Source organism: Pseudomonas extremaustralis, from assembly GCF_900102035.1.
Taxonomy (GTDB): Bacteria; Pseudomonadota; Gammaproteobacteria; order Pseudomonadales; family Pseudomonadaceae; genus Aquipseudomonas; species Aquipseudomonas extremaustralis.
The window spans coordinates 6,191,542-6,203,754 of sequence record NZ_LT629689.1 but is presented as its reverse complement, the minus strand read 5'-3'; the positions used below and the strand labels follow the sequence as shown (position 1 = coordinate 6,203,754).

Annotated in this window: 12 protein-coding genes; all 12 read left to right on the top strand. The window is 62.4% G+C overall.

Annotated elements, in window-relative coordinates:
- Positions 1–115 precede the first annotated feature (115 nt).
- The gene (gene fliE / locus BLR63_RS28575) at positions 116–430 is read left to right on the top strand and encodes a flagellar hook-basal body complex protein FliE (protein WP_010567384.1); all 315 of its coding nucleotides are present in this window, start codon (positions 116–118) and stop codon (positions 428–430) included.
- Between the two features lie 99 nt (positions 431–529).
- Positions 530–1,936 (top strand): flagellar filament capping protein FliD, encoded by a 1,407-nt coding sequence (gene fliD, locus BLR63_RS28570; protein ID WP_010567383.1) that lies wholly within the window; start codon positions 530–532, stop codon positions 1,934–1,936.
- A 24-nt stretch (positions 1,937–1,960) separates the two neighbouring features.
- Entirely contained in the window at positions 1,961–2,362 is a 402-nt protein-coding gene (fliS, locus tag BLR63_RS28565) for a flagellar export chaperone FliS (RefSeq protein ID WP_010567382.1), read from the top strand.
- A 2-nt stretch (positions 2,363–2,364) separates the two neighbouring features.
- The gene (fliT, locus tag BLR63_RS28560; RefSeq protein WP_010567381.1) at positions 2,365–2,736 is read left to right on the top strand and encodes a flagellar protein FliT; all 372 of its coding nucleotides are present in this window, start codon (positions 2,365–2,367) and stop codon (positions 2,734–2,736) included.
- A gap of 331 nt (positions 2,737–3,067) precedes the next feature.
- Positions 3,068–3,403, top strand: coding sequence for a flagellar transcriptional regulator FlhD (gene flhD / locus BLR63_RS28555; RefSeq protein WP_010567380.1), 336 nt, complete (start codon positions 3,068–3,070; stop codon positions 3,401–3,403).
- Positions 3,404–3,406: 3 nt separating this feature from the next.
- On the top strand, positions 3,407–3,973 hold the full coding sequence (gene flhC, locus BLR63_RS28550) for a flagellar transcriptional regulator FlhC (protein ID WP_010567379.1): 567 nt from the start codon (positions 3,407–3,409) through the stop codon (positions 3,971–3,973).
- A 208-nt stretch (positions 3,974–4,181) separates the two neighbouring features.
- Positions 4,182–5,054: a flagellar motor stator protein MotA gene (motA, locus tag BLR63_RS28545; protein WP_010567378.1), complete on the top strand. Its 873-nt coding sequence runs from the start codon at positions 4,182–4,184 to the stop codon at positions 5,052–5,054.
- A gap of 2 nt (positions 5,055–5,056) precedes the next feature.
- Entirely contained in the window at positions 5,057–5,911 is an 855-nt protein-coding gene (gene motB / locus BLR63_RS28540; protein WP_010567377.1) for a flagellar motor protein MotB, read from the top strand.
- A 102-nt stretch (positions 5,912–6,013) separates the two neighbouring features.
- The gene (gene flhB / locus BLR63_RS28535; protein WP_010567376.1) at positions 6,014–7,183 is read left to right on the top strand and encodes a flagellar biosynthesis protein FlhB; all 1,170 of its coding nucleotides are present in this window, start codon (positions 6,014–6,016) and stop codon (positions 7,181–7,183) included.
- Positions 7,180–9,276 (top strand): flagellar biosynthesis protein FlhA, encoded by a 2,097-nt coding sequence (gene flhA / locus BLR63_RS28530; protein WP_010567375.1) that lies wholly within the window; start codon positions 7,180–7,182, stop codon positions 9,274–9,276. Before flhB ends, flhA begins: the two co-directional genes overlap by 4 nt.
- Complete coding sequence (locus BLR63_RS28525) at positions 9,273–11,054, top strand: flagellar biosynthesis protein FlhF (RefSeq protein ID WP_010567374.1); 1,782 nt, start codon at positions 9,273–9,275, stop codon at positions 11,052–11,054. Before flhA ends, BLR63_RS28525 begins: the two co-directional genes overlap by 4 nt.
- Before the next feature lie 181 nt (positions 11,055–11,235).
- Entirely contained in the window at positions 11,236–11,928 is a 693-nt protein-coding gene (locus BLR63_RS28520; RefSeq protein WP_010567373.1) for an RNA polymerase sigma factor FliA, read from the top strand.
- Positions 11,929–12,213: the final 285 nt, after the last annotated feature.

Here is a 12,213-nt window from a genome sequence, read left to right as displayed (position 1 = left end):
AATGCCAAAAGCTAAACCCCGGAAAAGCCACCGCTTTTGTGCTCAATTGGGCGAATGTGCCGCGCAGCGGGCTTGCTAATCTGCTGGCCTGATCGCTGCCCATGGAACCTGCCGCATGAATGCGTCCGCACTGACCAACGCCCTGCAACAACTGTCGCTGCTGGCCGAACAGGCCGAAGGCACGAGCCTGCAACGCATCGCCCCCGCCACGGGGTTTGCCGGTGAGTTGCAGTCGTCGCTGCAGCGCATCAACCAGTTGCAACAGACCGCCACCCGCCAGTCCAACGCCTTCCAGGCCGGCAGCGAGGCGGTGTCGCTGAGCGATGTGATGGCCGATTCGCAAAAGGCCAGCGTGGCGTTCCAGATGGGCGTGCAGGTGCGCAATCGCCTGCTGAGCGCCTACAAAGACGTGATGGCCATGCAGGTGTAAAAAAACCCGAGGCACGCCTAAAGACGGGTCAGCCGATTGCCGATGTTGGGTTCAACCGCACCCCATCGAGTGTGAACACAAACCAGGACAGGCATTCACATGGCAACCACGACTTCGACCAGCTCGACTGCAACCATCACCTCCCTTGGGGTCGGCTCCGGCCTGGATCTGGACAGCATCCTGACCAGCCTGGAGGAATCCAAGGAAGCCAGCCTGCTGACGCCCATCACCAACCAGGAAACGTCGGTAAAGGCCGAAATCACCGCCTATGGCACGCTGACAAGCGCCCTGACCAGCTTGCAGACGGCGGCAGAAGCCCTGGCCGACTCAAGCTTGTACACATCACTGACCAACAGCCTGTCCGGCAGCGGTGTCACAGCCGCCACCACCAGCAAAGCCGAAGCCGGCACCTACACCCTGCAAGTGACCCAGCTGGCCCAGGCCCAAAGCTTGACCACCGACGGCGTCGCCAGCAAAACCACGGCGTTGGGCACCGGCACCCTGACCCTGCAGGTGGGCACGGCGGACGCGGTGACGATCACCCTCGACAGCACCAACAACACCCTCGAAGGCATTCGTACCGCCATCAACGCCTCCGGCGCCGGCGTGACCGCCTCGATCGTCAACGATGGCAGCGACACGCCGTACCGCCTGGTACTGACCTCCGACAGCACCGGCACCGAATCGGCGATGACCGTGACCTACACCGGCGATGACAGCACCGACACAGCCTCCAGCCTGTTCGGCTACGACGGCAGCAGCGGCAACATGACCCAGACCGTCGAAGCGCTGGACGCCAAGCTGACCCTCAACGGCATCTCGATCACCAGCCAAAGCAACACCGTGGAAGGCGCCCTGCAAGGTGTGACCCTGAGCCTGTCCGCCGCCGGCAGCTCGCAGACCCTGACGATCTCCCAGGACACCGACACGATCTACGACGCCATCTCCGCGTTTGTCAGCGCCTACAACAGTTACGTTTCCAGCGTCGACACCCTCACCGCCTACGACGCGGATACCGACACCGCCGGCGAGTTGCTGGGCGACTCGACCACCCGCCGCATCAGCACGGAGTTGAGCAGCGACCTGTACACCGCCATCGGCAGCGGCACCTTCAGTTACCTGTCGCAGTTGGGCATTTCCCTGGAAGTCGACGGCACCCTGGAGATTGACGAAGACACCTTGACCAGCGCCATCACCGACAACATCGACGCCGTGTCGCAATTCTTTATCGGCACCGATGGCAAATCCGGTTTCATCGGCCAGATCACCGACGACCTCGACACCTACCTGGACGAAGACAGCGGTTTGATCGTCGCCAAAACCGACAGCCTGGCCTCCAAACTGGAACAACTGGAAGAGCGCTACACCGAAAAGCAGGCGCTGATCGACTCCGAGATGGCGCGCTGGACCGATGAATTCACCCAGCTCGACACCCTGATCTCGTCGCTCAACTCCACATCCGACTACCTGACCACCCAGTTCGATGCACTTAACAGCAGCGATTGACGACACCACTTGGAGCAGCCCCTGATGAGTTCCCTTCGAGACGCGAATGCCTACGCCAAGGTGGGCGTGGAAAGCGGCATTTTGGCGGCCTCACCGCACCAAAGAATCGTAATGCTGTTCGACAGCTACCAGGCCTCGATCCGTATCGCGCGCCTGCATCTGCAGGCCGGCCACATCGCCGAAAAAGGCCAGGCCATCACCAAGGCAATCAACATCGTCAGCCAGGGTTTACGTGCCTCGCTGGACCTTGAACAAGGGGGGGAAATCGCTGTGCAACTGGACCAACTCTACGACTACGTGGTGCGCGTGCTGCTTCGCGCGAACCTGAACAATGACGACGACGCACTGACCACGGCGGCGGCATTGCTGGAAAATGTTGCCGCCGCCTGGCGCGCCATAGGTTCGCACATCGAGGAAGAGCGGTAGACATGATGCAAGCACAACTGATCGCCGCTTACGAACAACTGCTGGAACAGTCCCAACGCCTGCTCGAGTACGCCAAAAAAGCGGATTGGGATGGCATCTTCGCCTTGAAGTCCCAGGGACTGATCGACGCGGCTTACTTGCGCCGCGCACAAGATCAAGTTGATCTTGATGCCAATGGCCAACAATACAAGCTAGAACTACTCAGTCAGATCCTGGCCCTCGAAGAGCAAGTAAATTATTTTTTGCATGCGCGCCAGAATGACTTGGGCGAGTTGATGCAGATTAACCGCAAAAAGAGCAACCTGAATACGGCTTACCGAGCATCATCCCAGCAAGTGATACCAATAAGCCATTATTTGTATCGAAACAAATAACAAGCACCTACACGCTGTATCTACCTACGACACGCAAGTGTGAAACTATCTTTGATGTACGTTAAAAACACTAAAAACAGACAAGAAATAACATTCCTCAGTCTGTTATCGTACGACCTACTTGATACTTTAGAAAAAATTAAAAGAATCGGTATTCACGACCAGCTAGCGGATGGTCGGGAGCATGAATAACCGAACAACGATACAAACAGGCACTCGCTGTACACCTATAACAGCCTGACTTTAGTACTTGTCGATTTGCAGCACTGTCTGCCAGAGGTCGCACTATTAGGTGTGCCGAACTGTAGTACCCAACGGGAGGGGTAGAAAGTTGCCAAATACCAACACTGAGCTTGAAGATATCCAGGACCTGAATCTTTCGTATTTATTACTGGCCCAAAACCTATTGCGCAAAGACCGCGAGATCGCGATTTTTCGCCTGAAACTCAGCGAACAAATGGCCGACCTGCTGACCAAGCTCAGCAGCAAGCAAATGACCCAATTGGCGCGAGTCAACCAACTGATTTGTCGGCCGGTGTTCGAAGAGACCGACCGCCTGTCCAAGGTGCTGGGCAACGCGCGCGAACTGGGCATGGTGGAGATCCATTCCGCCCTGCTGATGGCCGCCGCTGATCGCACCGGCGACTTGCGCATCGGGGAAGGCTGATCCATGTCAGACAAAAGCCTGGTCACCGAAATGCAGCAAGTGCAACTGGCAATCGAACTGATTGAACTGGGCGCACGGCTGCAGGTGCTGGAAACGGAAACGTCGCTGAGCCGAGGTCGATTGATCCGTCTCTACAAGGAAGTGCGCGGCGCCTCTCCCCCCAAAGGCATGCTGCCTTTCTCCACCGACTGGTTCGTGACATGGCTGCCGAACATTCACTCGTCGCTGTTCTACGGGATCTATCGCAGCCTGATGGATATCGGCGGGCACCGCATCGATGCTTTCGTCAAAGCCTATCGCCTGTACCTGGAACAGGTGGGCGACCAGGACGGCGAACTGGTGCTGGGCCTGACCCGCGCCTGGACCCTGGTGCGTTTTTTCGAAAGCGACATGCTCGAGCTGATCCGTTGTTCCTGCTGTTCCGGCGAATTCGTCGCCCACTCCCACGCGCCGGCGCAGCAGTACGTGTGCGGGATTTGCCAGCCGCCGTCGCGGGCGGGCAAGACCTTGAAGCGCCGGGATATCGATGCACAACTGCTGGCCAGCCTGCCGCCGATGCGCAAGGTGTAGAACGTCCTCTCCTGTAGCAGCGAGCTTGCTCGCGAAGACCCCATAGACGCCGCGGCCCTCCAGATAGCGCTGCGTCATCGTTAACGATCTTCGCGAGCAAGCTCGCTGCTACAGCCATCGTCATCCGCCAAAAAAGTTTCTCAATTCGCCCCTCGCCGTTGCCGATATTCAGCAGGTCACCCATTGCTTGAATCTAAGGAACGACCACGTGCTCATCGTATCCGGGCTTATCGTTGTACTGTTATCGGTGTTCGGTGGCTTCGTCCTGTCCGGTGGGGCCCTGGGCCCGCTGTACCAGCCCACCGAGTTGTTGATGATTGCCGGCGCCGGTATCGGTGCGTTCATCGCAGCCAACAACGGCAAGGCCATTCGGGCCACGCTCACCGCCGTCTCGCGCTTCAAGCGCAGTGCCAAGTACGACAAAACCTTGTACCTGGAGCTGATGGCCATGCTCTACGCCTTGCTGAGCAAGGCCCGCCGCGAAGGCATGATGGCCCTGGAGCGGGATATCGAAGAGCCCGCGCAAAGCCCGATTTTCGCCCGCTACCCACGGCTACTGGCCGACCCACTGATCATCCTGTTCATCACCGATTACCTGCGCCTGCTGATCAGCAGCGTTATGCAGACCCATGAACTCGACGAGCTGATGCTGCACGAGATCGAAGGCTTCGAGCACGAATCCCACCTGCCCTCCGACGCACTTTATAAAGTCAGCGACGCCCTGCCGGCGTTCGGCATCGTCGCGGCGGTGATGGGCGTGGTCAAAGCCTTGAGCGCAGTGGATGTCGGCCCGGACTTGATGGGCCAGATGATCGCTCACGCGCTGGTCGGCACCTTTCTGGGCATTTACCTGGCGTACGGGTTGGTCGCACCGCTGGCCAGCCGCATCGACCGGCAGGCCGCCGAGTCCGCCAAGATGCTGCAATGCATCCGCGTCACGCTGCTGGCCAGCGTACAAGGCCTGCCGCCGCAACTGGCCGTGGAGTTCGGCCGCAAGGCGCTGCACACCAGCGAACGCCCCGGCGCCCTGGAGCTGGAAACCTATGTGCGTGGCGGTGGCAGCCAGCCGGGAGCCGACTGAGCATGAGCGATCAACCGATCATCATCCGCCGCAAAAAAGCGGCTCGCCACGCCCACCATGGCGGCGCGTGGAAGATCGCCTTCGCCGACTTCATGACCGCGCTGATGGCCCTGTTCCTGGTGCTGTGGGTGCTGTCCAACGCCAGCAACAAAGACAAGGAGGCAATTGCCGAATACTTCAGCACCCCGCTGGTGGTGGCCATGAGCAAAGGCGATCGCAGCTCGTCCAGCAACAGCGCGATACCCGGCGGCGGCCCCGATGCGCGGTTTTCCGAAGGCGAGCGGGCGTTGCAGACGCCACGCCCGTCGCGCTTCTCCGAGGATGAACGGCGGCACCTGGAATCCCTCAAGCAGCGCCTCGACAACGCGGTGGATCACGACCCACAACTGCGCGAACTCAAGCAGCAGATCGCGATCGAGCTGAGCCCCGAAGGCCTGCGCGTGCAACTGCTGGATACCGACAAACGCCCTATGTTCGAATTAGGCAGCGCCAACGTCGCGCCGTACCTGCGCAAGCTGCTCAGGACCTTCGCCCCGGTGCTCAACGAACTGCCCAACCGCATCCAGATCAGCGGGCACACCGACAGCCACCCCTACCCCGGCGGCGACACCGGCTACAACAACTGGGACCTGTCCGCTGACCGCGCCAAGGCCTCGCGCCAGGAACTGGTGGCCGGCGGCCTGGACTCCGACAAGCTGCTGCGGGTCTCCGGCATGGCCGACCGTATCCGCTTCCACGGCGCCGGCCCCTATGACGCCGCCAACCGACGCATCGAAATCATCGTGCTCGACAACCGCGTGGCCGAACGCATCTTGTCCCAGGATGAATACGGCCCGCTGGAACCATCCCCTCATTAACGCGCGATTGTGCCGGCTGTTCGTGGGATCGGCAGCCCCGGCGGCTGCGCACAATACCGGCTTTGACAGGTCGCGCGGCTCACCGCAGGCGCCCGGAGAGCCATGGCCGAGACCAGCAGAGAGGACAAGACCGAAGCGGCGACGCCGCGACGGATCGAAAAGGCCCGCGAAGAGGGCCAGGTCCCACGTTCCCGCGAAATGAACACCTTCGTCATGCTGCTGGCCGGCATCGGCGGGCTGTGGCTGATGGGCGGCAGCCTGTACGACGGCCTTGGCCAAGTAATGGAACAGGCGCTGCTGTTCGACCGCGCGCAGTTGTTCGACACCGCACGCCTGCTCAGCACCTTGTGGACCTTGAGCCAGACCGCGCTGCTGGCCGTGGCGCCGTTCTTTGCGCTGATGACCTTCGCCGCCCTTGCCGCGCCGGCCCTGCTGGGCGGGCTGGTGATCACCCTGAAGGCGGTGCGCCCGCAGTTTTCCAGGGTCAACCCCATGAGCGGGCTGGCGCGTTTGTTTTCGGTGCAGGTGCTGGTGGAGTTGGCCAAGGCCATCGCCAAGGCCAGCCTGATCGGCATCGTGACCTACTGCTTTGTGCGCAGCCATATTGCGCAGTTGCTCAACCTGCCGCACATGCCCGCGCCCAAAGCCCTGGCCGCCATGCTGGGCCTGACCGCCAGCGCCTGCGCGATGTGTGTCGCAGCGCTGATCATCGTGGTGGGCATGGACGTGCCCTATCAGCTGTGGACCTACGCCAAGAACCTGCGCATGTCCAAGGAAGAGCAACGCCAGGAACACAAGAACGCCGACGGCGACCCCCATATCAAGGCCCGGATTCGCCAGGTGCAACAGGCCCGCGCACGGCGCCGCATGATGAGCAAGGTGCCCAAGGCCGACGTGATCGTCACCAACCCCAGCCACTTTGCGGTGGCCCTGGCCTATCAGAAAGAAAAGAACGGCGCCCCCCGCGTGGTCGCCAAGGGCGCGGATGACGTAGCCCTGCGCATTCGCGAGATCGCCGCCGAGCATCACCTGCCGATGCTCGAAGCCCCACCGCTGGCGCGAGCCCTGTATTTCCATGTCGACTTGGACCGGGAAATCCCCATCGAGCTGTACACCGTGGTCGCTGAAGTGGTGGCCTGGGCCATTCGCCTCAAGCGTGTCAGCGAACACGGCGGCGACCTGCCGCCGACCCCGGTGAACCTGACTGTACCGCCAGGCATGGACCAGCGTGGCCCGCGTAACCCGACACCTGAGGATGATCCGACCCCATGAAAGGCATGACCGATCTATTCGGCCCCGACTCCTGGCTGGCCACCACCGACCTCAAGATCATGACCGGCCCGGTGCTCATCGTGCTGATCCTGTCGATGATGATCCTGCCGCTGCCCACGTTCATCCTCGACCTGCTGTTCACCTTCAATATCGCCCTGGCGATCATGGTGCTGATGGTCAGCATGCTCACGGAAAAGCCCCTGGATTTCTCGGCGTTTCCCTCCGTGCTGCTGTTCACGACACTGCTGCGCCTGTCGCTGAACGTGGCGTCCACGCGGGTGATTCTGATGGAGGGTCACACCGGCCCCGACGCCGCCGGCAAGGTGATCGAAGCCTTCGGCGAGTTCCTGGTGGGCGGCAACTTTGCCGTGGGCCTGGCGCTGTTCCTGATCCTGGTGACCATCAACTTCATGGTGATCACCAAGGGCGCCGGGCGTATCGCCGAAGTCGGCGCGCGCTTCACCCTCGACTCGATGCCCGGTAAGCAAATGGCGATCGACGCCGACCTCAACGCCGGCCTGATCGGCGAACCCCAAGCCCGCCAGCGGCGCAAGGAAGTGGCTCAGGAAGCCGACTTCTTCGGCTCCATGGACGGTGCCAGCAAGTTCGTGCGCGGGGACGCCGTGGCCGGCCTGGTGATCATGGGCGTGTGCATCATCGGTGGCCTGGCCATCGGCATTCTGCAACACGGCATGGCCTTCTCCGACGCAGCCCACACCTACACCATGCTGACCATCGGCGACGGCCTGGTCGCGCAGATTCCCGGCCTGGTGATTTCGATTGCCGCCGGCGTCACCGTGTCGCGAGTCAACACCGAACAGGACGTGGGCCAACAGATGATGGGCCAACTGTTCAGCCGCCCCAGAGTGCTGATGATGACCGCCGGCGTGATGGGCCTGCTCGGGCTCGTGCCGGGCATGCCGAACCTGGTGTTTCTGCTCCTCACCGGGCTGCTGGCCGGGTTGGGCTGGTGGTTTTCCAAACAGGAAGATCTGGCCCCGGAAGGCTCGCCCGCGCAGACCTTGCTGCCCAAGTCGGCCGCGCAAAGCAGCGAAGCGTCCTGGGACGACGTGCAGTTGGTCGACACCCTGAGCCTGCGCGTCGGCCATCGCCTGATCCAACTGGTAGATGCGCGCCAGCAAGGCGAGCTGATCACCCGCATCAAAAGCCTGCGCAAGAAATTCGCCCAGGACATGGGCTTCCTGCCGCCGGTGGTGCATGTGCGCGACAAGCTGGAACTGGCCGCCAATACTTACATCATCAGCCTCAAGGGCGTAGAAATCGGGCGGGGCGAGGTGTTCCCCGGCAAGTGGCTGGCGATCAACCCCGGCAAGGTCACCCATGAACTGGAAGGCACCGCAGCGGTGGACCCGGCGTTCGGGCTGCCGGCGATCTGGATCGAACCCAACCTGCGCGAACACGGGCAGATCTATGGCTACACCGTGGTCGACGCCAGCACCGTCACCGCCACCCACCTCAACCACCTGCTGCACCAGCACGCCAAGGACATGCTCGGCCGGGGCGAAGTGCAGAAGCTGTTGGACAAGCTCGGCCCCGACAGCAAAGGCCTGGTCGACGAAGTGGTGCCCAAGCTGGTGTCGCTGACGGTGTTGCAGCGCGTGCTGCAGAACCTGCTGGAAGAAAACGTGTCGATCCGCGACATGCGCACCATCCTCGATGCCCTCGCCGAACACGGTGGCGTGCAGCAACCGCCGGATGTGCAGGAGCTGACGGCGGCGGTGCGCGTGGCCCTGGGCCGTTCGATCGTCAACCAGTTATTCGGCAACAAGACCGAACTGAAGGTGATCGGCCTGGACTTCAACCTCGAGCAAGTCTTGATGCAGGCGGTGGGCAATGGCGGCGCGCTGGAGCCCAGCCTGGCAGACAACCTGATGCAACAGACCACCCTGACCCTCAAACGCCAGGAAAACAGCAGCGAGCCACCGGTGCTGGTGGTGCCCAACAAGCTGCGCCCGGTGCTGTCGCGCTTCCTGCGTCGACGCCTGCGCCAACTGACGGTGATCGCCCTCAGCGAAATCCCCGACGACCGCACCCTGCGCATGACTAACGTGATCGGAGGCAAACCCAAGTGAGTGCGCAGCGTTTTATCGGCGCCAACAGCCGCGACGCCATGAACCAGGTGCGGTTTGCCTTGGGTGAGGACGCGTTGATTCTCTCCAGCCGCATGACCGACGCCGGCGTGGAAATCATGGCCCAGGCCGACACCCCACCCGCGCCCGCGCCGCAGCGCCCCACACCAGACCTCGCCGCGCTGAGCGAACGCCTGCTCGGTGAAATCGAAGACATGCGCCAGTTGATCCACACCCGAGCGCAGCCCTCGCCCCTGCTCAAATGGCTGCTCGACGCCGGCTTCAGCGCCAGCCTCAGCACGCAGTTACTGGGCCACAATCCGCCGCAGTCGCCCGACGCCACACCGGCCCGGCTCAAGGCCTGGCTGGCGCAACGCATCGACAGCCAGTTGAACCAACTGGCCGATGAAGCCGACCTGTTCAACGCTCCCACGGTGATCGCCGTGGTCGGCCCCACCGGCGTGGGCAAGACCACCACCACCGCGAAACTCGCCGCCCGCTATGTGATGCGCCATGGCCCGGGCGACGTGGCGTTGGTGGCCACCGACAGCTTTCGGATCGGCGCCCATGAACAACTGAAAATCTACGCGCAATTGCTCGGCGTCGAGCTGCACGCCCTGGCGCCGGACGCGCCCCTCGGCCCGCTGCTGGGCAGGCTGGCCGACAAACGCCTGGTGATCATCGACACCGTCGGCACCAGCCAGCGCGACCGCCGCCTGGTCACGCACATCCAGCAACTGGGCAACAGTGGCCGCGCGGTGCGCCTGATGCTGGTGCTCAACGCCGCCAGCCATGGCGACACCCTCGACGATGTGCTGCACACCTACCGCGACGCTGCGCACACCGCCGGCTGCCGCCTGGACGATTGCATCGTCAGCAAGTGCGACGAAGCCGCGCGGCTCGGGCCGGTGCTGGACAGCCTGATCCGCCACGGTTTGCGCCTGAACTACCTGTCGGCGGGCCAGCGGGTACCGGAAGACTTGCAGTTGCCCGGCGCGTCGGATTTTTTGCAGCAGGCGCTGGATGTTTCGCTCCCGTCGCGGTTCGCCTCCGCACCCGCTCCATCGGCGGGCCCACACCTGGACGCGCTGGTGCGTGGGCTGTTGGGACAGCGCAAGGCCCTGTTGGCGTTATGCGCCAGCCTGGCCGTGCACATCGACGGCTTCGCGTCATTGATGGCCTTGCAGCCGGACGCGTGCCTGAGTGAGCCAACACCGTGTGCGCTTTTAGCAATCACCACCAGGAGCAGCCTGCGGGTGGTGCATGAAGGTGAACGACAACGCCTGGGCAACCTGGCCGGACGCGGCGAAGCCTTCGGTATTCGCGAGCTGCGCTACCGCAACCATCACGCGCGATTGACCCTGCGCCATCTGCCCGTGGAACTCAACGATGCAGCGCGGCGCGCCTGGTTCGGCACCGTGCAAGACAGCCACAGCGGCCAACACCTTGGACACCGCTACTGGCTGGCCGAAGACCAGCGAGACTTGAATGAACAGGCCGCTGAGCTGGTGCAGGCGTTGAAACACGAAGAACTCGTCAGCCTGACCGCACACGGTTCGGCGCGGTTACTCAACCTCCATCCAGACCTGCCCGGCGAACTGCGCCGGTCCCTGGCCAACAGCCTCGCCAGCGCCGCCTTGCGCCTGACCCATGCCAACGAAGACTGGGCATTCCAGGCCCGCGCCCAATTGCTCGGGCTGTTGCCGAAAAAACCCAGGGGCCATGCCCGCGAAATCCTCGACGGCTTGCTGTACGTGTCGGTGGTGATGAGCAGCCTCTGAACAGGCACGATCCGGCGGCGCAGCGGGACCTGGGGATGCGCTCGCTGTTGATCGACGAGATCGCACCGACATTGGGCTAAGCCTCAAATACGTCACCTCGCACACAGCTGTTCCGCGCTTAAGCGGCCAGGGCCAACGGTAATAATCCCGTGGATTTTTTTGTCTTTCGCAGGCGCGCACGATGTATACGGCACAGGGCAAGATAAACCAGCAGGAAGTGCTCCAGCAGTACCTACCCATGGTCCGGCGCCAGGCGCTGGGATTGAAGACGCGGTTGCCCTCCAATATTGAACTGGACGATCTGATTCAAGCCGGCAGCATCGGCCTGCTTGACGCCATGACACGCTACGACTTGAGCGTCGGCGCCACCTTCGCCACCTTCGCGTCACAGCGTATTCGCGGGGCGATGATCGACGAACTGCGCACCCGCGACTGGGTCCCCCGCAGCGTGCGCCGCAATGCGCGGGCGGTGGAGGACGCCATGCACCGCGTGGAGCAGAACCTCGGGCGACCGGCACGCGAGCGCGAAGTGGCCTCGGCCATGGGCCTGACCCTGGAGCAGTACCAGAAGGTACTCGACGACACCAACGGCAGCCAGATGCTGCCCTTTGACGACGTGGATGAAGAACACAGCGAAGGCAGCAACTCACGACTGCAGACGCCGTTCGCCGAGCTGATCAACGACCGCAACCGCGCCAACCTCACCCGCGCCATCGACGCCCTGCCCGCACGGGAACGCCTGCTGCTTGCACTGTGTCACCACGAAAAACTCAACCTGCGCGAGATCGGTGTGGTGCTGGAAGTGAGCGAGTCACGGGTATGCCAACTGCACGCCCAAGCGATTGCCCGGCTGCGGGCCAGCATGCAGGAATAGCGGGTGGAATGGTGATGGTTGCCAGGCCTGTTGTGGTGAACGAGCTCTTTGTGGCGAACAGGCTTACCTCGCGCTGAGCTGCGAAGCGGCCCAATCCGCAGAAATCCGATGCGCAGTTTTCTACACATTTGCCCAACATCCCCGCCCTCCCAACGCTCCACGCACATGGCAAAAAGTTGCACAGTAAAAAGCTGAAAACCCACCCCTAAATCCCCTGCGGCCCTTACCAATCAAGGGCTGCAGCCAAGTGCGCAAGAAGTTGCACAGCACTGTGCAACTTCTTGC